15 protein-coding genes are annotated in these 23,506 nt (G+C 49.5%); all 15 read left to right on the top strand.

The window, feature by feature from the left end:
* Window positions 1–5: 5 nt before the first annotated feature.
* Window positions 6–320, top strand: coding sequence for a hypothetical protein (locus H6629_07680; GenBank protein ID MCB9067673.1), 315 nt, complete (start codon window positions 6–8; stop codon window positions 318–320).
* A gap of 763 nt (window positions 321–1,083) precedes the next feature.
* Window positions 1,084–1,767, top strand: coding sequence for a hypothetical protein (locus H6629_07675; GenBank protein ID MCB9067672.1), 684 nt, complete (start codon window positions 1,084–1,086; stop codon window positions 1,765–1,767).
* 180 nt (window positions 1,768–1,947) lie between these two features.
* Window positions 1,948–3,021, top strand: a complete 1,074-nt coding sequence (locus H6629_07670; protein ID MCB9067671.1) for a hypothetical protein — start codon at window positions 1,948–1,950, stop codon at window positions 3,019–3,021.
* Window positions 3,022–3,026: 5 nt separating this feature from the next.
* Window positions 3,027–3,878 carry a polyphosphate polymerase domain-containing protein gene (locus H6629_07665; GenBank protein ID MCB9067670.1) on the top strand — a complete coding sequence of 284 codons (852 nt, stop codon included), beginning with the start codon at window positions 3,027–3,029 and terminating at the stop codon, window positions 3,876–3,878.
* Between the two features lie 99 nt (window positions 3,879–3,977).
* On the top strand, window positions 3,978–4,649 hold the full coding sequence (locus H6629_07660; GenBank protein MCB9067669.1) for a DUF4956 domain-containing protein: 672 nt from the start codon (window positions 3,978–3,980) through the stop codon (window positions 4,647–4,649).
* A gap of 144 nt (window positions 4,650–4,793) precedes the next feature.
* A complete protein-coding gene (locus H6629_07655) occupies window positions 4,794–8,723 on the top strand; it encodes a VCBS repeat-containing protein (protein MCB9067668.1) in 3,930 nt (1,309 codons plus the stop codon).
* Window positions 8,701–10,116, top strand: a complete 1,416-nt coding sequence (locus tag H6629_07650) for a sigma-54-dependent Fis family transcriptional regulator (protein MCB9067667.1) — start codon at window positions 8,701–8,703, stop codon at window positions 10,114–10,116. Before H6629_07655 ends, H6629_07650 begins: the two co-directional genes overlap by 23 nt.
* Entirely contained in the window at window positions 10,100–11,383 is a 1,284-nt protein-coding gene (locus H6629_07645) for a T9SS type A sorting domain-containing protein (protein MCB9067666.1), read from the top strand. Before H6629_07650 ends, H6629_07645 begins: the two co-directional genes overlap by 17 nt.
* Before the next feature lie 175 nt (window positions 11,384–11,558).
* A complete protein-coding gene (locus tag H6629_07640; protein ID MCB9067665.1) occupies window positions 11,559–11,936 on the top strand; it encodes a response regulator in 378 nt (125 codons plus the stop codon).
* Window positions 11,937–11,956: 20 nt separating this feature from the next.
* Window positions 11,957–13,498 carry a T9SS type A sorting domain-containing protein gene (locus tag H6629_07635; GenBank protein MCB9067664.1) on the top strand — a complete coding sequence of 514 codons (1,542 nt, stop codon included), beginning with the start codon at window positions 11,957–11,959 and terminating at the stop codon, window positions 13,496–13,498.
* 257 nt (window positions 13,499–13,755) lie between these two features.
* Window positions 13,756–16,485: a TonB-dependent receptor gene (locus tag H6629_07630; GenBank protein ID MCB9067663.1), complete on the top strand. Its 2,730-nt coding sequence runs from the start codon at window positions 13,756–13,758 to the stop codon at window positions 16,483–16,485.
* A gap of 181 nt (window positions 16,486–16,666) precedes the next feature.
* Complete coding sequence (locus tag H6629_07625) at window positions 16,667–19,555, top strand: hypothetical protein (GenBank protein MCB9067662.1); 2,889 nt, start codon at window positions 16,667–16,669, stop codon at window positions 19,553–19,555.
* A 22-nt stretch (window positions 19,556–19,577) separates the two neighbouring features.
* The gene (locus H6629_07620; GenBank protein ID MCB9067661.1) at window positions 19,578–20,639 is read left to right on the top strand and encodes a PorV/PorQ family protein; all 1,062 of its coding nucleotides are present in this window, start codon (window positions 19,578–19,580) and stop codon (window positions 20,637–20,639) included.
* A 118-nt stretch (window positions 20,640–20,757) separates the two neighbouring features.
* Complete coding sequence (locus H6629_07615) at window positions 20,758–22,032, top strand: hypothetical protein (GenBank protein MCB9067660.1); 1,275 nt, start codon at window positions 20,758–20,760, stop codon at window positions 22,030–22,032.
* A gap of 459 nt (window positions 22,033–22,491) precedes the next feature.
* A complete protein-coding gene (locus H6629_07610; protein MCB9067659.1) occupies window positions 22,492–23,496 on the top strand; it encodes a Gfo/Idh/MocA family oxidoreductase in 1,005 nt (334 codons plus the stop codon).
* The last annotated feature ends 10 nt before the right edge of the window (window positions 23,497–23,506 follow it).

Here is a 23,506-nt window from a genome sequence, read left to right as displayed (position 1 = left end):
TAAAAATGAAATTGTCAAATACCATTTTTATGATGGTTTTATTTACTTTTTCTTCAACCATTTTTGCTGAGACAATGGATGTAAATATAGGAAATCCAAGAGTTGAGGATGGTGTTTTTAAATTTGAAGTTCAATTTAAAAGAACAGATAATTGGGTAAATGGATTTGGACAAATTGGAGGTTTAGGAGATTCTGACTTCTATTTTAATTATAATAGCGAGGGTTTTTCAGGTATTCCTTCTTTAACTGCTGGTTTTATTAGCCTGAAAGCCAAAATATTTTTGCAAAGAATTTACGATTTCATTCAACCATTTTGCTGAGACAATGGATGTAAATATAGGAAATCAAGAGTTGAGGATGGTGTTTTTAAATTTGAAGTTCAATTTTAAAGAACAGATAATTGGGTAAAGTTTGGATTTGCGACAAATTGGAGGTTTATTGTGGAGATTCTGACTTCTATTTTAATTTAATCAGGATGAGGAGTAACAAACAACAGATTTTCAGGTAGGTCAATCAGGCTATAATTGCTTCTATTGTGATTTAGATTACAAGTTACCACATCTGATTACACAATTTGGTATAATAATGCTTCGGAGCATATTCTCAAGTGCCATAATTCAAACTTACAATCAATTGAAAGGAAAATACAAATGAAAAAATCTACCATTTACTTTTTTTGTTTCAATGGTTGCAATTTTATGATGCTTTCGTTTGTCCATTTTCGGGGTAATTAAAATGAATATAAATCAGTTACATCTTGCTTGGAATTACAATTGATGTTTTTGGTTGGATTTATGCACTGGCTAAACTTTTCCTTTCAAGATGGATACACTCGTAGCCAGGTTAATCAAATTTGATAAATTCTGCTAATTATTTCATACTAGTTCAAAGAAATGGCAGGTTGGGATGTAATTACAAGTTAAAATTGAATATACTCCAGTAAGCTTTGCTTGGAATCCAACAATTGATGTTTTTGTTGATTTATGCACTGTAAACTTTTCCGTTCAAGACCCAAATCAAAATTCTGGTATTACGTGGGATCAAACAAATTCCGGATTTAATGATGGAGATGGGGATATAATTGTGCCAAACTACAATAGCTCGGGCGATATCTCCCTCCCGGTATCCCTGACCGGCTTTACAGTCGAAGCCCTGAAAAACAAAATCAGCCTCAACTGGGCGACCCAAAGCGAAATCAACAACGCCGGTTTTGAAATTTACCGGTCTATCGCGGAAGACGGCGAATACGAAATGATAGCTGGCTATCAAAATAACCCGATGCTTGAAGGTCAGGGCAATACGAACACCGAACACGAATATAATTATACCGATAACGTTGTGGTTGCCGGGCAAACCTACTGGTATAAACTGGCAGACATCGATTTTGCCGGTGTAAAAACATTCCACCAGCCGATTTCTGCAACACTGACTGTAGATGGCAATGGCATCAGCTCCACATCGCCGGATATTCCCAAAGCATTCAAACTGTATCCGAATTTCCCGAACCCCTTTAACCCGGAAACTGTGCTGCGGTTTGATATACCGCAAATCAGCGATGGCAACAGCCAGACGCAAATATTCATCCATAACAGCCTCGGTCAACTAGTACGTAAACTGTATAGCGGATCTTTAACAGCCGGAACTTTCGAAATCAAGTGGGATGGAAAAACCGGGTTCGGCAATGTCCTGCCAAGCGGTTTTTATTTTGCAACGCTCAATGTTGGAAATTATTACTCGGACACAATAAAAATGCTTTTGGTTCGATAATAAAAAGCAGGAGAGTTGATCGGATACCCCAAAAATATACTCAGTCGATAATGGCTTTTTGGGAAAAAACGTGTCTAAATGAATAAAAAAAAGGAATTTCGAAAAACCATGTGTATTAGTGCAACGCCTTATTTAATATTAAAGCTGGTTCGGGCAATGCGCTAATTTTCGGGAGAACAATTGGAAACATCTTATCAGCAAAAATACTGGATCATATTCGTTGTAATTTTGGTCATTTTTATAATCGTAAGTTTAGTTTTTTCACCATACACGATCAGTTATGATATTTCGAGCATCGGCCGCATTATTCCTGCCCGCGAGTGGCTCATCCAGCGAAATACCGATGGCAGCCTGATCTCTAGCGTAAAGGATCATCGCACCGGTTTTACCGAAAATTATTTTGCCGTTCAGGTAGAACGAGGCGATGTTGTCCACTTCCAGATTAATCCGGCGTTGAAGGCAAAATCCGGTATCGCGATGGGCGATAAAGTGGGGCACATCCGATCCAATGAGATCGAGCGACGCCTCGCCGAGTTGCAAGGCATGCTGGAAATGGCCAACGCCTCGCTCGAATTTTATCGCACCGGTGAAAAAGATGCTGTTATCAGAGAAGCGCGCCAGGCTGCCGCGCTCAGCAAAGAGCAAGCGGAACTGCAGGAACGGCTGTTTGAGCGCCAAAAATTGCTGTACGATCAGCAGCTGATATCGGAAGAAACCATTGAAATATCGCAAAGCGCCAGCCGGATCTCCCGGTTGGAAGCAGAACTGGCATCTGCAAAGCTGCAGACCGTAGCCACCGGCGCAAAACCCGAACAACTTGATTTGGTAAAATCGGAAATTGAGCGCTACAAAAAAGAAATTCGGGTGCTGGAAGACCGGCTGAACCAGTTTACAATCCATTCAACCATCACCGGTAAAATATACAAAAGCTTTGCCGCCGATACCTTGCTGATGGCCGGTGAAGAGGATTTTCTGTTGCTGATTCCGGTGCCATGGACAGAACGGCACGCTATTGGCGAAGGCACAAAAATAACGGTTTTGCAGGATGGCAAAGAAATTACCGGAAAAATTATTCGACTGAATTTGAACACCGGAATATTGAACGGCAATCAGATGTTTACTGCCATTGCTGCATTTGACAGCCCGGCAACCGAGCTGGCGCCCTATTTATATTGTAATTGCGAAATCGAAGGAGTCCAACTGACACCGCTTGAATATGTTGGAAAATACGTTCAGAAAATGTTCTCAAGGTAGCGGATATGCCCAGATTTGAACACAAATACAAAGTGCCTGTGGAAAAGCTTGATGTGCTACGCGAATACATGCAAAACTATTTGACGGTGGATAAGTTTGCATCTGGTCAAATGGATAATACATATACCGTTCGCAGCATTTATTATGACACCAGTGACATGCGATTTTATCACGAAAAAATTGAAGGATTGCGTGTTAGAAAAAAACTGAGAATTCGCGGTTACGATACCCAACAAGATAATTCCGTTACCTTTCTGGAAATCAAGCGAAAAAACGATTCCTCGATCAGCAAAAACCGTTCCCCGTTGTTATACAAAAATCTGTCATCGTTAATGGCAACCAGCGACATTGGAACATATGTTGGGTTGTCCCACAAACAGAACGGTGCGCTAACAGATGCCCGAAAATTCTTTTATTACATGCACGCACTCTTGCTTAAACCGACAATCAAAGTGATTTATGACAGGGAGCCCTATTTTTACAAATTTAATCGTGCGCTGCGCCTTACATTTGACAAAAATTTGCGAAGCTCGCTGGTGTGCGACATCGACAGTTTGTATTCGGAAAATGATCCGGTTTATGCCATGCCAAATTACTTCACCCTCGAAATAAAGGGAAAGGGACCGTACCCGCAGTGGCTGCAATTTATCATTGGAAAATTGGGATTACGCCGCCAGGCGATTTCCAAATACACCATTTGCATTGATTCTCACAATAAATTCGGCCCGCCGATTCCGCACATCTGCCGGACGAAATCCTCCCCGAAAATAGGCAACGGTTTTTTTAACGACGCGAAAAAAAGCCAATATCTGGAGATTTCAAACGAAGTCGAAAAAATAATAAAAACAGATATTTAGCTGTGGTTTGTCGCTGAGGTGTGGACGGTTGAGGGGGCTCATCTGGTCGCTGTGCAGCGCCTGTAGATACAGCGTTTTAAAAAGAAACGGGTTTAAAATATGTTAAATGATTTTCAAAATGTATTCATCACTTCAGTCCGGTTTGAAGAAGTGGTCCTCAATTTGTTGATGGCATTTTTCTGCGGTTTGATTGTGTCCGTTATTTATCGCTGGAGCTACAACGGCACAAATTACTCCCCGTCATTTGTGCATTCAACCGTGCTGCTGGCGATGATTACCGCACTGGTAATCATGGTTATCGGCAATAATTTGGCTCGCGCGTTCGGTCTGGTCGGTGCGATGTCCATCATCCGTTTCCGAACCGCAGTAAAAGACACTCAGGATATCGTTTTCATATTTTTCTCGCTTACGGTAGGGATGGCTGCCGGCGTTGGGCTGCGTTTGGCGGCGTTTTTCGGAACGCTGTTTATTGGCGGAATAATGTTGCTAATGTCCCGACTTCAATATGCTGCACCGCAAAAAAAGGACTTTTTGCTGCAGTTTCAGAGCAGTTTGCCGGAAGAAGATCCGTCCTATCTGCCGGTTTTAAGAAAATATTGTAAAAAACACAATCTGGTAAATATGCAGGCCATTGGTGTTGATGAAATGTATGACCTCTCCTATTTTGTCTTCCTGAAAAACAAGAATAACAGCACAGATTTTATAAAGGAATTGAATCAGGTTCCCGGCATCAACAACATCCGGTTTTTCTTTGACGAAGAACAATTTTGATGCTGATAACCCGAAGGTATTGATTCTGCAATAACCCGCCTCGGGTTTCTCGCCCTCGTTGTGCAGCCCATTTTTTGAACCAGCAAATCGCTTTGGTAGCGGTTATTCCGTTTGATTTTTGCGGCGGTTGCCGTAATTTCAACCATGAATAGCCGGATCGTAACATTTTTTTTGGCGATATACTTCGGGTTTGCTGCGGCATCGCTGCTGTTCGCGCAGGTGTGGCAACTGGTGGAATCGCCCACAAACCAAAATCTGGCGCGATTGGACATGATTTCCGGCGAAAACGGCCGTGCGATTTCGTATGACGGATTGATCCTGAAATACGACGGCAGCCGGTGGAGCATCGAAGATTCGCTGAGCCAGATTGTCGCGCGATTCGAACAATCCGGCGACTCGGCAACTGCCGACGCGGGCATCTGGGGCGATTTTTACACCGTTCGCATGCTCGATGAACATCGTGGCTGGATTGCCGTAAATGAAGTCGACTACCGCAGTTATCGCCTGCTCGAATTCGATGGAACCGGCTGGAAGCCTGCCAAAGCCAACCTCCCGGTTAAAATCCGGGCGCTGGATTTTCTCACGCCAAGTTCGGGTATCGCCGCCGGCGAAGGTGGCGCTTTCGAGCTTTCCGGCGAACGTTTGAAGATGCTCACACTGCCGATCAGTCTCGATTTCCGCGCGGTAAAAATGCTCTCTCCCGAACAATTTTACATCATTGGCGAAAACGGCGCGATTCTCGAATATCGCAACGGCTGGCAATCGCTGGAAAATCCCCTGCCGAACATGCTTCGCGATATGGATTTTGTATCGCCCGATGAAGGCTGGTTTGTCGGCAATCAGGGCACGATTTTGCATTTTGCCAACCAAAACATCGAGATTCAGGAATCGCCGACGTTGGAAAATATCTGGGCGATCGACATGCTTTCGCCGGAACACGGGTTTGCCGTTGGCGCCGCCGGCGTAATTCTCGAATACGAAAACGGCGTTTGGCGGCTGGTCGAATCCGGCACGGAAGCGGATTTGCACGACATCGAAATGATCGACGAAACCGACGGTTGGATTGTTGGCGGGCGCGGCGTGATTTTGCAATTCGGTGCGCCGGGCAATCGCGCCAACGGCGTTACGCAGCCGGATTTTCTCTTTCGCGATCAGGTGTATCTCGGCACGCGCCACCTCATGGATTTGATCGACGATGTGCACGGCGTGACCGTGGCGGATTTCAACAACGATGAGCATATCGATATTTATCTCACCTGCGAGCGTAGTTTAAATCATTTGCTGATCAACGACGGCAGCGGTTATTTTCGCGATTTTACGATTGAATCCGGCACCGGCGGCGATATCGAATCACGAAAGGGCAAGCAAAAATACGAAACCGGCGCGATTGCCGCAGATTTCGATCGCGATGGCGACACCGATTTGCTGCTCTGCGGAAAACGCGGCACCTCGCAACTGCTCAAGAATTTGGGCGATGCGAATTTTGAGGATGTCAACGCCTCGGTCAATTTGCCGCAAAACCTGAACATCTCCGCCGGCGTGCTGGCGGATTTTGATGCGGACGGATACCCCGATATCGCGCTGGTCGATGAATTTTCCGGGCTGCGCATTTTCCAAAATCGTAAATATTTGCGGTTCGAGGAAACGCAGGTTGCCGCTCAGGATTTACCGAAAACCGGGATTCGCGCCATCGCCGCGGCGGATTTCGACGGCGATCACCGCACCGATTTGCTGCTGTTTTATCAGCAAATCACGCCGGTTTTTTTGCAAAATCATCCTGAAAACGGTTGGCAAATTACCGGTGGCATTTTCGAAAACGTGCAAATTTCCCAATTTGTGAACAGCGCAACCGTGGCAGATTTCAACAACGATGGGCGCAACGACCTGTTTTTGTGCACCGAAAACGGCGAAGATCAACTGCTGATTGCCGATGCGCACAGCCGCGCGTTTGCGGACAAATCCGCTGAATGGCAGGTGATTCGCGACGGGCGCAGCTACACTGCCATTGCGAAAGATTTTGATCTCGATGGCGATGTGGATCTGTTCGTTTTGCGGTTTGGTGCCGATTTTTTATATTTGAGCGAATCTGCGAGCCGTTTTAGCGAAGTTGCCGAACGTCGCGTGTATTCGAAAGCGGGCTATTTGAGCGGCTTCAACACCGGTGCTGCCGCCGCAGATATCGACGGGGACAACGATTACGATCTGGTTGTCGGCAACCGTGATTTCTGGTCGTCGCTGCTGGAAAATACTGGCGCGGACTCCGCATTTGTGCGGATTTTGCCGGCCGGTACGCAGGATGCCCGGGAAACGCCCGGCGCGAAAATCTGGGTGTGGCCCGCTGGTGCGGCACAGACGGACAGCAATTTGCTCGCGTTTCGGGAAATGGTGTTGAGTAACGGCTATTTTTCGCAGGATCAGCCCGGATTTATCTGCGCAACCGGCACCGTAACTGCCGTCGATGTGCGGGTGCGTTTCCTCAACGGCGATGAATTTTTCTTCGAAAATATTGCCCCGGGAACAACCCTGCGCGTCGAACAGGCCAACACGATCACGCGGTTGATTTACAGCGCGGGACGCACAACACTTCAGTTTTTGCACATTCCCTACATTCCGTTTGAGTTGCTCAAGTTGTTGTTTTTTATTGCGTTGTTGGTGGTGAGCGTTCGTTTTATCGAAAAGCGCTATCGCTGGCGACCGACGCACACGGTCATTTACGTGTTGGGCATTATCGCGCTGTATGCGATTCTCACCATCGCGTTGCCGCGCGACAGCGGATTGCTCTATCACACACTGCCGTTCGGGATGATTTTGTTTGCGCTGCTGGCGCTGGTGACGGTTAACGAGCCGATCAAAAAGAATGCCGAACGCCAGGCGATGATCCAAAAAACACTTCAGGATGCCGGCGCAAGCCTTTCGAACACGGGTGTTTCCAACGCTGCAATCTCCATTGTCGGCGATGCCGTGCAGGTGATTTTTCCGTTCACGTTTGTGGCGATCTACCAATATCAGCATGACGGCAATTTTTTCATCCAAAAATTCAGCTCCGGCGATGCGCCGCAGTTCAAAAAACGGTTTCATCTGGAGCGCGGGCAGGTGAGCCAGTTGGCGAGCGCCGATAGCGAATTGCGTCCGGTGGGGTTGGAAATGTGGCTGCAACTTGCGCATCCGGCTGCCGGGCAAATTCCGCCGGATGCCGGGCTGGTTTTTCGTCCGGTTGTGAAAGAGGATCGCGTGAAAGCCGTTTTTTTTGCCGGACTGCCGGTTGGCGAAAACGCGCCGCAAATCGATGCCGAAACGCAGTCGATGATCGATTTTCTGATGCTGCAACTCGCCAACACGCTGAACAATATCCGCATTTATCGCGAAGCCAGCGAGCGGGAAAAGCTGGCGGCGATCGGCTCGTTTTCCAGCGGGATTTTGCACAATCTCAAAAATCCTGTGGACGGGCTGCGCATGATGATTGAGGCGCTATATTACGATATGCCAAAACATGATCCGCGATTTGATTACGTGAATGAATTGTATCAGGGCGTGTTGCATCTCAAAAACACGTTGCTGCATTCGTTTGAATTTGTGACGCAATCCGAAGTGCGAGCGGAAAATGTGGATGTTCACACCATCATCCGGGAGATCACCGGACATTTTTCCGCGATGAGCTATCTGCCGGTGGATTTGCAGTTTGCGCCGGAAAATATCGCCGTGAAAGGCAACGCGCAGCGGCTGAAAGTGGCGCTGGAAAACATCATTTCCAACGCGTTGGAGGCCTCCGGCGTTGAGAAAACGGTGCGGATTCGCAGCGAATTTCACCCGCGCGATGCATCGCTGCGCATCGATGTCATCGACAGCGGCGAAGGCATTCCCGTTGAACAAATCGATAAAATTTTCGATATTTTTTACTCCACTCGCGGCAAAAGTCGCGGGTTGGGGCTGGCAATCACCCGGGAAATTATCAAACGCCACGGCGGACACATCGACGTGCAAAGTTCCGCCGGAAACGGCACCCGGATGAGCATCATTTTACCGGCAACTGTAAATGTGCAAGAGGTGGCGGATGAACCGCGTATTGATCGTTGATGACGAACGGAACGCCCGCAGAGGGTTGGGCATGATTCTCAAATCCATGGCAACGGAAGCCGTGGAAGCGGAGCACGTTGCGGCGGCAAAACAGCAGTTGCAGGTGCGCGAATTCGATCTCGCGATTGTGGATTTGCGATTGCCGGACGAACAGCAGGGACTCGGTTTGGTGGCGCACGTTCGCCAAACGCACCCCAAAACGCCGGTGCTGGTGATGACCGCGTACGGCTCGTTCGAAAGCGCCGTGAAAGCGATGAAAGCGGGCGCGCAGGATTACATCACCAAAGATTTTTCCCGCGATGAAATTGTGCTGAAAGTGGAAAAGCTGCTCGAAACCCGCAAGTTGTGGCTGGCAAATATGCGCCTTTCGGAAAAGGTACAGCATTTGCAGGATAATCTGGCATTGTGGAGCACGCAGGATCAGATTATCGGCGAAAGTCCGGTGATCCGGAAAACGCTGGATTTGGCGGCACGCGCCGGCGAAGATAACGAATCGACCGTGCTGATTACCGGCGAAAGCGGCACAGGCAAAGAGCTGATCGCCCGAACCGTTCACCTGAACAGCGCCACCCGCAGCCGTGAAAAATTTGTGGTGGTGGATGTTGCCAACATGCCCGCGTCGCTGCTGGAAAGCCAGTTGTTCGGGCACGAAAAAGGCGCGTTTACCAATGCGCACCAACAGCACATCGGGATGTTCGAACGCGCTAACAAAGGCACGGTGTTTCTCGATGAAATCGGCGATTTTCCGCTGGAGTTGCAAGTTAAGCTATTGCGGTTTTTGCAGGAAAAAATGTTCTATCGCGTGGGCGGTTCGCAGCCGGTTTTCGCGGATGTGCGGATCGTTGCGGCGACCAATAAAAATCTGGAAGAAATGGTTCGCGACGGCAATTTCCGGGAGGATTTGTATTACCGGCTGAATGTGGTGCGCATCCATTTGCCGCCGCTGCGGCAGCGCCGGGAGGATATCGCCGCGCTGATCGAATATTTCCGCAAAAAACTTGCCCAGCAAAAGGGGCGGGAACTGGTTTTCGGCGAAAATATCATCCGGAAATTGCAGGAATATAATTGGCCCGGTAACATTCGCCAGCTCAAAAATATGATGGAGCGACTCTACATCATTTGTCCGGGGCAGGAAGTGCAGGAATCTGATCTGGTATTTTACAGCCTCGGCAACGCGTTGCAGCCGTCCGATCCGTTTGACGGGCTGCTGGATTTGCCCATCAAAGAAGCGCGTCAGCAGTTGATCGAGAATTTTGAAAAACGCTACATCCGGCATTATTTGGAAAGATACAGTGGAAACATCAGCAAGGTTGCGGAAATAATTGGCGAATCCCGGGAAGGGTTGAGCAAAAAAATCAAACGATACGGATTGAAAGATGATGACACGAGCTAAACATTTTATCGCGGCGATGATTTTCGCGATTTGCCTGAGCGCGAATGCGCAAATTCCCCAGGTTTCGGGCGATCTCAAAAGCGAAATTGTATCCATCGTCAGCGCGATGCCGGGTTCCGGCAGCAACGGTTTTGTGATTCCCTCCTTTGCCACCCTTCAAAAATGGTCTGTTCTGTTCAACACGCTTGTGGATGCGGATTTTCTGCGGGCAGACAGCATCGTGAAAGCGGATTTCCCCTATTACCAACTCATCGAATTTACCGATACCGGCTACCAAAATCGGGTGTTTTACATGCTCAAAGAGAACGCGCCGATCGAGCGCGGCTGGGGAACATTTTTGGTGAATCCGGACTATCTGCGGCAAGTTGCCATCGAGGTGCCGCATGCGCGATACGACACCAACACGCACCGCGAAGGTGCGGATGTGTTCCGGGAAACCGGCGCGCGTTTTTTGCTGATGAGCGGTACCCATCGCTGTGCCAACTCAGAGGAATCGAGTTGCAGCGGCACCACCAGCGCCTGCGGCGGGAGCAGCCAGCCGTATCGCGTTTCGGATATGGCACATTTCGAAAATGCGCTGTTTCAGCTGTTTCACGAAGTCATAACCACTCATGTTAACCAGTTGTATTCCATCAACTTACATGGTCATGCGCAGAGCAGCTGCCCGAACTTTTTTATGAGCAGCGGCGTGGGCAATACGCCCACCCAAATTTTGCTGGACATCAAAGCGCACCTGCTGAATTCCGGTGGTGTGACCGCCTCTGTTGCCGGTGACGGCACGTCGTCCTGCTCGCTGACCGGCGGCACCAACACACAGGGGCGATTCACCAACGGCAGCAGCAATCCCTGCAACCAGGCAGCGACCACGCCCAACGGTTATTTTATGCATATCGAGCAATCGCGAAACATTCGTGATAATTATTCGCTGTATAGCAAGCTGATTGCCGCGCTGAACGCGAACATCCAGCCGGTGACCGCAATTGCGCCGCAACCGGTACAGCCGGCTACGTTCGGGCTGTTTTCGGCATATCCAAATCCGTTTAATCCCATCACAACACTTGTTTTTTCGCTGGAAACATCCGCGGAAATTTCCCTGAAAATTTTTGACAATCTCGGTCGCGAAGTGCAAACGGTTGCAGCCGGACAATTCGCGCCCGGTGAACATGCTTTCATCGTGAATGCCGCAAACTGGAGCGGTGGCAGCTATTTCGCACAGCTCCGCAGCGCGGCCGGACAGCAGGTGTTGCCGCTGTTTCTCACCAAATAATTGTGAAGCGAAATTCACGTTTTTTGAAATTCTGTGAATTTTGTTTCACAGCCAATCGGTTTTTATTCGATAGAAAATCTCTGTAAGCTATTATTTTATTGATGCTTACCGCATGTTTTTTCATTGTGGCACTGCTTTTGTTGAATACAACATCATTGCTACTAAAGGAAGTTCGATGAAAATTCTGATTCTCGAAGATGAAAAAACCATCCGGAATGCGTTGCGGTTCGCGTTGAAAAAAGCGGGCCACGATGTGCAGGAATACGAAAATCCGCTGAAAGCCGCAGAAATGTTCGATAAAACCCGTTTCGATTTGCTGATTGTTGATTTGATGCTGCCGCACCTGCCGGGCTACGAATTTATCAGCATGCTGCAATCGCGGCGACAACTAGTGCCAACCATAGTGCTCACATCGCATCCCGAAACCGCGCGTGAGCTGATCGATTTTGAAGCGCTGAACGATATCAGGCTCGAAATTATTTCTAAAGACTTGCCATTTCGAACCATTATTGAGCGAATTCAACATTTTTTGATGCCAATTTATACCAAATAACCAACTTAATGGAGGTAATAATGTCCAAATTTACCGCAGTATTGTTTGTTTTGCTTTTTTGTGTGGGCGTTGCATTTTCCCAGATAACCACATCGGAAGTTGCCGGCCCGGTTGTAAACAATTCCGCGATGTATTACAATCACGGCAGCCATGTTGCCCGAACAAGTGATGGAAAACTGTTTGTCATTTGGGCAGATCCGGATGCGAACGGGCAGATCGTTTATTCGCAATACGATGATGCGTTTCAAACCTGGTTTCCGCCGGTTGCATTATCCAATAATCCCGCAGGCGGAACTGCCAGCAATGCCGCGATTGCCGCCGATGACAATGGAAATTTGTATGTTGTATGGCAACAAAGGGCAGATGCTTCCAGCAATTATGGTGTGATGTTTTCCAAGTATGATGGTAGCAACTGGTCTGCCCCGGCAGAAGTATCCGGCAATGCGCTAAAATCGGAAGAACCCAACGTAGCTGTGGGCAGCGACGGTAAAGTTTTTGTTGTTTGGAATACCGATAGTGAATCAGATGGCGCAGAATGGGTACTCTGTGCGCGCAGCGACGATGCGGGTTCAACTTGGAGCGCTGCTCCCGATACCCTTTCCTCTGCCGACGGCATCATCGGCGGCACCAGTATCGAAACCGCCCGGGTGAATCTGGCGCGAGGCAGCAATGGCAAAATGGTAGCTACCTGGTTTGAATCCCAGGTGACGGATGATATTTTCATGAACCAGTTTGACGGAACGCAATGGTCCGGCGAAATGGTTGTTACCGATACTTCGACGACCAACAACCGCTATTCCTGGGCTGTGCTGGATAATTCGGATAATATTCATATCGTGTGGCGTGGAAGAATTTCGGGTGTATATGGCTTGCAGATCAAACAAAAAGCATGGGGTGATCAATCCTGGCCGAGCTCTTTCAATACTGCTGTAGATACAGGATTTGATGCAACAAGACCATCGATCGTTATTGATGCCAATGAATATCTGTATGTCGCATACCAGCGTGCCGTTCCGAATGATACCATCGGCATTGATGAAATTGCGCTCGTAGGCTCCAAAGATGGTGGCGCCAGCTGGACAGATCAGATTACCCTGAGCCGCCCTTCTCATGACGCGGGCTATCAGGGAATGGATCCCCGGGTAACCGGCGACGGAATTGCCATGGCCTGGCGGGAAAGTTATTTTATTAACCAGAACGATCCGGATTCATTGGCGATTGTTTATGGCTATGTCCCGTTGGATGCTGTGCTGAGTCTGGATGATTTGCAAACACAAATCCCCGGAGAATTTTCGTTGGCGCAGAACTACCCGAATCCGTTCAACCCGAGCACTAAAATCAGTTTTAATATTTTGAATGCTGGTGAATATGAGTTGAACATTTTCAATATTTTGGGTGAAAAAGTGCGCACCTTAACCAATCGCAATTATACCGTGGGTGAATACACATCCGTTTGGGATGCCCGCAACGATGCCGGAAATCCGGTTTCCAGCGGTGTCTATTTCTATCGCCTCAGCAGCGACAAACAAACGCTCACCCGCAAAATGTTGTTGGTGCGGTAAATTTTGGTGTTCGTGTGTTGATGTGTTAACGTGTTTAAGTGGTATTGTGTTTTTGTGTTCGATTGTTGGTTTGTGGTTGTCAACGCGTGCATTTTCAATCGGAGATTCCTGCCTTCGCAGGAATGACAACGCATGGTCACCCCTGCGAAGGCAGGGGTCTCCCGGCGGTTTTCTGTAAACGGTTTGCGCCAAAATCACAATTGCCGGAAACACAAAACACTTTACCACCCAAACACTGTATTTTAACGGAGATAACAATGCTAAAAAAAGTTATCAACTGCCTGTTTTTGTTGATGATAGCCGGATCGGTCTTTGCCGGGACAACTGGTAAAATTGTCGGTACCGTTTCCCAACAACGCGATGGCGAGCCATTGGTTGGCGTAAATGTGGCCATTCTGGAATTGGGCATGGGCGCGGCAACCGATGCGGACGGCTACTTTTTTATCACGAATGTGCCGCCGGGCAGCTACACGCTGCAGATCAGCTACATCGGTTACCAGACCGTTGAATATCGCAACGTGAATGTGTCGGTGGATCAAACCACCGAAGTGCGGGTGCCGATGCAGGAAACCACCGTGCAACTAGAAAACGCGATCACCGTGGTGGCGGAACGTCCGCTGATCCAGAAAGACATCACCTCCAAACGCTCGGTGATCGACGGTTCCCAAATTGCCGACAAACTGCCAGTTTCCACCCTCAACGAGGTGCTGGCGATCCAGTCCGGCGTCACCCGCGATGAAGATGGCGGCATCCACATTCGCGGCGGTCGCCTCGGCGAAGTGACGTATTTGGTGGATGGCACCTACGTTCGCAATCCGTTCGACAACAGTCTCGGCGGCAATGTGGATGTGGAAGCGATTCAGGAAATGGAAGTTATTTCCGGCACCTTCAATGCGGAATATGGCAACGCACTTTCCGGCGTGGTGAACATTGTCACCAAAGAGGGCAGCCCGGAATACAAATTCAAGCTGCAATACGAATCGGCGCAGTTGAACAGCTCGCCCTATCATCAGGCGGACTGGCAGTTGCAACTGGACGATGTAAAATCGCTCACGCCCGATCAGCAATCCGATTTCCGCGATCTCGTGCGCAGCAATGGCGAATCCGCCTATCGCGATTTCGATCTGTTCGATAATTCGATCACCGGAAATATTGTCGGTGTGGATGTCGCCGGGAAATTGAACGCCAGCGTCAGCGGTCCGGTGCCGGGATTTGGCAACAACGCCCATTTTTTTGTCGCCGGAACGTTCCGCAATGAGGAAAGCCCGCTGCCCTACGGCTTCGAGCTGGATCGCGTGCTGTCATCCAAACTGACCGTCAATATTTTGCCGACGCTCAAATTCCAGTTGAACGCGGATTGGTCAACGCTGTGGTATCAGGATTACAATCACCAATACAAATATTGGCAATTTTTTGCGAACAGCGAACCGGAAATCGGCAGCTACCCGATCAGCCGCGACCTGAAAACCCGTTTCACCGGGAAAATTACCCACACGCTCTCGAAATCCACATTTTACAACGTGAGCCTCTCGCGAATTTACAACGCAGAGCGCAATTACGTGCCCGGACGCTCGGTGGTCACCGATCCGAACACCGGCGAGCTGATTTCCAGCGATTACCTCACGCGCGGATTTTATCAGGGATTGGACGGCAGTTTCCAGATTGGCGACGTGCGCTATTGGCGCAACACCCATTCCACCACGCTGGATTTCGATGTAGATGTGATCAGTCAGATGAACCGCTACAATCAGGTGAAAACCGGTATCGAGCTGCGGCAACACACCATTTTCCGGCATCGCGTAGGTATGCCGCCGCGCGAACAGTTGGAATTTTTCGAGCAAAAACCGGTCGAATTTGCGGCGTATTTGCAAGATAAAATCGAGCTGTCATTCCTGATTGTCAATCTCGGGCTACGTTTCGATATGTTCGATGCGAAAGACACTTATTTCAGCGATCCGGGGAAAATTTTGCAAACCGTTACCAACAGCAGCGGCGAAACCAGCATCATCACCGTGCCGGAAGAAAATGTGCCGCTTCGTTATAAGTTCAGTCCACGCATCGGTTTAGCGCACCCGATTTCCGCGACAACCGTGTTCCATTTCGCATACGGGCAGTTTTTCCAGATTCCGCGGTATTACGATTTGTATCGCAATAACGGGCTGGATGATTTGCTGGCGAACGATCCGCTGATCGGCAATCCGGGGCTGGAGCCGGAGGAAACTACTGCGTTCGAGGCAGGCATCAAACAGCAGCTCGGCGCCGATTACGCGCTTGAGGTGACCGCATATTACAAAGACATCGACAACCTGATTTCCAGCTTTTACTATTTTTCCGGCAGGGATTACACCGTGTTTGTGAATGCCGATTACGGTCGCGTGCAGGGTGTGGACGTTACACTGAACAAACGCTACAGCAACTACTTTGCGGGATCGTTGAACTACACGCTGATGATTGCGCAGGGCAACGAATCCGATCCGTTGGAAGGCTACACGCTCTATCGCGAGGACGATGCATTTTTGCGTCCGAACCGCAATTTCCCGCTGGATTTCGACCGGCGGCATAGCTTTAACGTCAATCTGGATATCGGATTGCCCCGTGATTTTGGCCCGGAACTTGGCGGATTTCATCCGTTGGGAAATCTCACCGCGAATTTCCTGCTCCGCGCTGCCAGCGGTTTGCCGTACACACCGTCGTCGCGAAATCCGGATGCGACCATCGTGCCGGAGCGCAACTCCGCCCGCAAACCGTGGGTGAATCAGGTGGATTTGCGGCTGAACAAACGTTTCAACCTGTTTGATGCGGATATTGATTGGTATCTGCGGGTTGAGAACATTTTCGATCACATCAACGTGCTGCGCGTATGGACGCAAACCGGCGATCCGTGGGATGCCGGCGATACCTCCATCCAGAGCAACGACCGGCAGGCGAACCCGGAAAACGTGGACATTCGCCGCACCGTTCGCACCGGTATCGTTTTCCGGTTTTAAAAAAATAATGTTCGTGGTGGCGTCGGGGGAGACCCCTGCATGCGCAGGGGTGACAGATAAATACTTATTTTTTGTCATTCCTGCGCAGGCAGGAATCTCCAGGTGTTTTTTATTCGTTACTTGAAAAATTTTGATTCGAAACGCGGTTGTAATTAGCTGTTTTTAAAAAGGATAACATCTCATGAAATGGTTTGCGAAAACAATTTTCATCATGCTGCTGGCATCGGTTTTTGGCGGCGGATTTGCCCAGACTGCCAACAAAGAAGTGGACGATGTGCAGTCCAAACGCCCCAAAAAATCGTTGCGAAAAGTGAGCGGTTTTGCCGATGAAGCGGTTGGCGTGCTGGACAAAGGCCAGTTGCAAAATCTGACCATGAACTACGGACAGATCACCGATACACGATATGAGGACGTCGGCAACGCGCCCACCCAGTTTTTTTACGATTTCCGCTATCCGCGCAAAAATTTCACCGGGCTGACCGACGATTTTGCGCTGTTTTTTGCAACGCCGGAAAACACCAGAAACGGCAACAACGGCAACGTGATCGACGGGTGGACGGAAAACGACAACGAGGATTGGGTGGCAAAAGACGGTTCGTATGGCGCAACCCATTACAATCCCGCGAACGATCCGACACCCGAGGCGCAATTGCTTTATCCGCCGGATAACCCGACCACGCCGTATCTGGCGCACAGCGATTTGCCGATCACCTGGCCGGTGGATGAAAACGGCGAACATTTTTGGCCCGGCTACTTCCGCCGCGATGCCACCACCGGCGAAGAAGTTGAGGGCGAATTCGCATCCGATCGCGATGTGTACGCCGTGTTCGACGATTCGAACAACCAGCTTGGCAATCCCCTCGGCATCGAAGTGGAAATGATGGCCTACAGCTACGGTCGCCCGTATGCGGACAAATTCCAGTTTTACGAATTCTTTATCCACAACAAAAGCGGGCGGCAGCTCGATAGCTGTTTTGTCGGATTTTATCTCGATCCCGATTGCAGCGATCACGGCGAGGAAATTTTGCTCGCGCCCGATCCCACGTTCAGCAATCCGGATATTCCTGACCTGATTATCCAGCGCGATTTTGACGGCGATATCGGCGGCGCAACCCGCCCGAATGCCGTTGGTGTCACGGAAGATTATTCCTTCGGCACCGCCATTTTCGAAACACCGAAAAATATGGGCATCACCTCTTTTCATTATTACGAAGATTCAGGCCCGACTGACGATAAAATTTTGTGGCCGATCATCTCCGGTAATCCCGGCGACGCGGATTTGGCCGGATTTGCCGACAATTATTTTCACGGCAGCAACCCGATGATCGACGATATCGCGCTGGTGCAATCCTTCGGCAAAGTGGACTGGGTGTATATTTTTGCCACCGGCCCGTTCACATTCGCGCCGGGCGAAGTCGTAAAATACACGATTGCGGTAGCTGTGGGCGAGACCGATGCTGATCTGATCAAACAGGTGAATCAGGCGCAGGAGATGTATAATTTCAAATTTATCGGTCCGACGGCGCCGCCCGCACCCACGCTTTCCGCCATTCCCGGCGACGGAAAAGTGACCCTTTATTGGGACGATATCTCCGAACGCGTGCCGGATGCCTTCACCGGCGAGATCGATTTTGAAGGATATCGCGTTTACCGCAGTCAGGATAACGGGCAAACCTGGGGCACGGAAGTGACCGATGTTCAGGGCAATCTGATCACCTATCAGCCGGTTGCCCAGTTTGATCTGGACAACGGCATCAGCGGGTTCGATCCGCAAAATCCGTTCACTTATCTGGGAGACGATACCGGTGTTCGCCACACATTTGTGGACAATAATGTGAAAAATGGCATCCGTTATTCGTACACCATTGTGTCGTATGATCGCGGAGATAACATTATTTATTCGCTGGAAACCGCACGCGGAACCAGTACCGCCGACCGCAATTTTGTGACGATCACACCGCGACCCGATTACAGCGGGAAAATTCCCGCAGCGGTGGACGGATTGAGCCAGACCTCCGGCAACGGAAAAGGCGAAGTGGCCATCAATATTATCGATGAAGACAATTTGCCGACCGACAATTACGAGCTGCATTTCAACGGCACACCGGCAACCAGTTTCCGGCTGGTGAACGCCACGCTCGGCGATACGCTGGCATTCAATCTGCCGCTCAATTTTGATGACAATCCGGTGATCGACGGATTTCAGGTGTCGGTCGAATCCGAAGGCAAAATCGGCGGCGTGAAAGCGGTTACCGACGCTTTCGGCAAAAACGTTCTCGGGGGCGCGAACATCGACAGCAGCGGATCGTGGTTTGTAAATGTGGCGGAATTCAACACGTCATCGCTGGAAAATCGCTCCAGAGATTTCGAGATCCGCTTTACCAACGGCACATCGACTGCCTTCAGTTGGGGACCGCCAACCGTTTCCACAGCGGTTTTCCCGGTGAATTTTGAGGTGTGGGACGTTACCGGCGACAGCGAACGGCGCGTCGCGTTTGAGGTGCAGGACAGCAACACCAACGGTCAGTGGGATGAGGGTGAATTGATTTTTGTCCTCGCTGTGGATTATCCCGATCCGCAAATCGGCGAATCGCTGAACGCGGTTTTCCCGCAGGATTTTCCCTTTCAGGTGAATATTTCCAACGCACCTGCCGACACCGATCGCACGCCGCCGCAGCCCGGCGACATCGTGCGTATCGAATCTTTCCGCAGCGTCAGCAACGGCGATGTGTTCCGATTCGGCTTCACCCAAACCGCGTTCGATGCGGCGCAGGTTGAGCTGAGCGAAGTTCGCGCGGTGCCCAATCCGTACATCGTTGGCGCGGAATGGGAAGAAATCCAGAACGTTCACCAGATTCGCTTCATGTTTTTGCCGCCGGTTTGCACGATCAATATTTACACGATCAACGGCGAAAAAGTGAACAGCATCCAACACGATAATTTCACCGGCGACGAGCTGTTCAACCTGGTGAATTTCGAAAATCAGGCGCTGGCGTTTGGCGTTTACATTTATGTGGTAAAAACGCCGGATGGGCAGGAACACATCGGGAAATTTGCTATCATCCGCTAAATTGAAAGATACGGGTATCGGTATGAAATTGAAAGTTAACAAGTGTCAATGGTCATCGGCAATAATGGTTGTTTTTATTGTGCTGCTTGCCGTTGCAGGATCAACGGTTTTTGCGCAGGGTAACAGCGACAAAAATGGCACAACCGCAGCGCAATTCCTGAAAATCGGCGTCGGTGCGCGACCGATGGCGATGAGCGGCGCGTTCGCTGCGCAGGCGGATGACGCATACAGCATGTACTGGAATCCGGCGGGTATCACTAAAGTGAATCGCGTGACGCTATCCGGTGTGCAAACCAGCTGGTTCGCGGATGTCGAGCACCAGTTTCTGGGTATCGTGCTGCCGGTGGACGCATCGTCGTCAATTGGATTTTATGGCATTTTTTTAAATATGGACCCGATCCAGATTACCACCATCGACGATCCGCACGGCACCGGCGAATTTTACGAAGCCAGCGATCTGGCGATCGGCGTTACCTATGCCCGTCGTCCGGTGGATTTTTTGTCGCTGGGCATCAGTGCGAAATTTATTCACCAGCAAATCCACAACGAAACCGCCTCCACGTTTGCGTTCGATGTCGGCAGCATTTTGGATATTCCCTGGCACGGCATGAAACTCGGCATGAATTTCTCCAATTTTGGCGGCAGGCTGAAGCTCAACGGCCGCGATCTGATCAAGGAATTTGACCTGAACCCGGACAACACGCTCAACACCGGTGTGGAAACGCGACTGGCAACGCAGGGTTGGGATTTACCTGTGAATTTCCGGGTTGGCATTTCCACCGATCTGGTCGGCGGCGATGCGGCGTTTGTGCAAAATGAAACCAATCGCATTACCTTTTCGATGGACGGTAACCACCCCGGCGACGCGGCGGAATATCTCAACTTTGGGCTGGAATATTCATTCAACGAGATTTTGCAACTGCGCGGCGGCTATCGCGCCAACCGTGATCTCGAAAAATTTTTCTACGGTGTCGGGTTAAATATTCCCACCGGCGGCACCTCGTCGTTCACGTTCGATTATGCGCTGGCATCGTATGGCGAGCTGGACTACGTGCATATTTTCGCCGGCAGCATTTCGCTGTGATGCAGTTTGCCGGTCATTCCGGGCTCGTCCCGGAATCTCCAGGGTCATTGAATTTCGCTGTCATTTATTCATTTTTAATGATATTTTTGAGTCCAAAAAACCGGAGAAGTCGCATTAGATGAGCCGCCAATATTTGTTTCCCCCAAAATTTTTCCGCAAATATGCTATCCTGATTTTTACATCAGCGGTGATGTTTTCCGCCTGCCATTCCGCGAAACGCACGGCGCAAATTGATTATTTACAGCCAGATGCAACAAAAGACAAACCGTTGACCATCCAGAAAAAGCGCACCATCGCTTTCGAAAACAGCGGCGTTTGGGTGAGCAACCAGTTTGCCGGCGGACGGCTGAACGATTTCACCCGCGTTAACGATTCTGTGTTCACTGCGCTCATCAAACCGGAAAATGCGCCCGTTAACAACAGCGCGTGGTACGCATTCAAAATTTGGGGAAATTCGCCAAAAACCGTTTCGGTGAAGCTGACATACGACGATGGCGATCATCGCTATCACCCTAAAATTAGTGGGGATGGCGAACATTGGCAGCTACTGGCTGATCAATTTTATAGCGAAGACACCGCAACCGGTAGCGCAACCATTCGGCTGAACATCAGTCCGGACACGCTCTGGATTGCCGCGCAGGAGTTGTTTACCAGCAAAGATTTTGACCGGCGAATTGCCGCATTTGCAGAAAAACCGTTTGTGCAAAAAAGCGTGCTCGGCAACAGCAAACGCGGCAAAACCATCCACAAACTGGAAATCACCGAAGCGGAAAATCCCTCGCGATATGTGGCAATTATCAGTCGCCAGCATCCGCCGGAAGTGACCGGAACGTATGCGCTGATGGCGTTTCTGGATGCGCTTTGCGATGATTCGCCGCTGGCGCAACGATTTCGCCGGGAATTTTCAACCATCGTTATTCCGCTGATGAATCCCGATGGTGTGGACAACGGACACTGGCGCCACAACGCCGGCGGCATCGATCTCAATCGCGACTGGATGTATTTCAATCAGCCGGAAACGCGCCTCGCCAGCAACGAATTTTTGAAAATCAAAAATGATTCCGCAAAACAGCTCTACTTTTTTCTCGATTTTCACTCCACTCAACGCGATGTTTTTTATACACTTGATAAAAATTTAGAAACCATCCCGCCGCAAATGACCGACACCTGGCTTGCGGAAATCCAGAAACGTCTGCCGGCATACAAAGTTGTCGAGCGGCCGTATGGCACCGAATCGCCGGTGTCGAAAAGCTGGTTTTACCTCACGTTTCAGGTGCCGTCCATCACTTACGAAATCGGCGATGATACGCCGCCGGAAACCACCCGCCAGGTTGCCGGCGTTGCCGCAACCGTACTGATGGAGCAATTGCTGGCGTATATTGATAAAAACTGAGATTTTTCGGTTTTAATTTCACGGAATCGATCCCGCAAATTTTAATCCGGCTCACATTTCCGGGTTAAATCCCCGCGTATATTTGCCTCCCGGTTCAAATTTCATACTTTTTCAACTGCTGTTGCGCTATTTGAGATTGGAAATTTTTCTGCGAAAAGTAGAAAAACGGATCTGCGTGCCACTTTCTTTGGCGAAGTTTTTGATGGTATCGCTTGTTAAAAAGAAAGTGCAATAAATTTCATCAAAAATCACTGAAAATGCGATGTTGGCGGCTTATTTTCAAGCCCCATAATGACTAAAGAATCACACGTATTCGCCGAAAATGACAACATCTGTATGATTTTAGCAGCTGATGTTGTGTCATTTTGAATTGTATAAATATGCTGATTTATCGTTTGTAAAACGAGGGTTCTCTAACCGGAAAATGATTAACAACTTTAATAAAATGGCGGAAATTTAATGACAGAACCAATCAAGATAGGGATTGTCGGACTTGGTAAAATGGGCGGCATCCGCGCCAAAACCATCCGCGAAAATGATGCAACCGTGCTGATTAGCGGCACAGACCCTAACCCACCTGCCAAGGGATTCGAGGACATTCAAATTTTGCCCGATTACCGGGCTGTGATCAACTCCGGCGTTGATGCGGTGTTTGTTTGCGCACCCAACCGCTTTATTCCCGATGTGGTTACGGAAGCGCTGGACGCCGGCAAACACGTATTTTGTGAAAAACCGCCGGGACGAAATATGGCAGATATCCAGCGGATTATCGATGCGGAAAAACGCAATCCGGGTCTGGCGCTGAAAGTGGGATTCAACCACCGCTATCACTACGGCATTATTGAAGCCAAAAAAGTGGTTGAAAGCGGTAAATATGGCAAGGTGCTGTGGGTGCGCGGCGTTTACGGCAAAGCCGAAAGCTCCGGAAATCCCAACGAATGGCGTCACCGGCCGGAAGTTGCCGGCGGCGGTATTTTGTTCGATCAGGGCATTCACATGCTCGATCTGTTCCGCCATTTCTGCGGCGAATTTAACGAAATCAAAAGCATGTGCACCACGGCATATTGGAAAGAATGGCCGATGGAAGACAACGCATTTGCGCTGCTCCGCAACGAAGCGGGCGTGATCGCGCAGTTGCACAGCTCATTCACCCAATGGAAACACCGCTTTACGCTGGAAATTTTTATGGAAGATGGCTATGTGATTGTCGACGGAATGCCCTCATCCACCCGCAGCTACCGCGATGAATGGATTATTCAGGCGCGGAAACACACCGGATTCGCTATCGGCAATCCGCCGGAAGAAGCGACATTTTGCAATACAGATCCATCGTGGGATAACGAACTGGCGGAATTTGTCAAATGCGTGCAAACCGGCGAGCCGGTAAAATACGGCACATCCCGCGACGCGTATGAAACGATGAAACTGGTGTTCGATATCTACAAAGCGGATGGGAAGTTGTAAAAAGGATAAA

The organism is Calditrichia bacterium (assembly GCA_020634975.1).
Classification (GTDB): domain Bacteria; phylum Calditrichota; class Calditrichia; order RBG-13-44-9; family J075; genus JACKAQ01.
Note: the sequence above shows the minus strand (reverse complement) of the source record. Positions and strands in the feature narration are given on the sequence as shown.

Excerpts from the sequence above, each read along its gene's own strand:
- H6629_07680 (MCB9067673.1), top strand. The coding sequence starts at position 6 with ATGAAATTGTCAAATACCATTTTTATGATGGTTTTATTTACTTTTTCT.
- H6629_07665 (MCB9067670.1), top strand. The coding sequence starts at position 3,027 with ATGCCCAGATTTGAACACAAATACAAAGTGCCTGTGGAAAAGCTTGAT.
- H6629_07660 (MCB9067669.1), top strand. The coding sequence starts at position 3,978 with ATGTTAAATGATTTTCAAAATGTATTCATCACTTCAGTCCGGTTTGAA.
- H6629_07655 (MCB9067668.1), top strand. The coding sequence starts at position 4,794 with ATGAATAGCCGGATCGTAACATTTTTTTTGGCGATATACTTCGGGTTT.
- H6629_07650 (MCB9067667.1), top strand. The coding sequence starts at position 8,701 with ATGAACCGCGTATTGATCGTTGATGACGAACGGAACGCCCGCAGAGGG.
- H6629_07645 (MCB9067666.1), top strand. The coding sequence starts at position 10,100 with ATGATGACACGAGCTAAACATTTTATCGCGGCGATGATTTTCGCGATT.
- H6629_07640 (MCB9067665.1), top strand. The coding sequence starts at position 11,559 with ATGAAAATTCTGATTCTCGAAGATGAAAAAACCATCCGGAATGCGTTG.
- H6629_07635 (MCB9067664.1), top strand. The coding sequence starts at position 11,957 with ATGTCCAAATTTACCGCAGTATTGTTTGTTTTGCTTTTTTGTGTGGGC.
- H6629_07630 (MCB9067663.1), top strand. The coding sequence starts at position 13,756 with ATGCTAAAAAAAGTTATCAACTGCCTGTTTTTGTTGATGATAGCCGGA.
- H6629_07625 (MCB9067662.1), top strand. The coding sequence starts at position 16,667 with ATGAAATGGTTTGCGAAAACAATTTTCATCATGCTGCTGGCATCGGTT.
- H6629_07620 (MCB9067661.1), top strand. The coding sequence starts at position 19,578 with ATGAAATTGAAAGTTAACAAGTGTCAATGGTCATCGGCAATAATGGTT.
- H6629_07615 (MCB9067660.1), top strand. The coding sequence starts at position 20,758 with ATGAGCCGCCAATATTTGTTTCCCCCAAAATTTTTCCGCAAATATGCT.
- H6629_07610 (MCB9067659.1), top strand. The coding sequence starts at position 22,492 with ATGACAGAACCAATCAAGATAGGGATTGTCGGACTTGGTAAAATGGGC.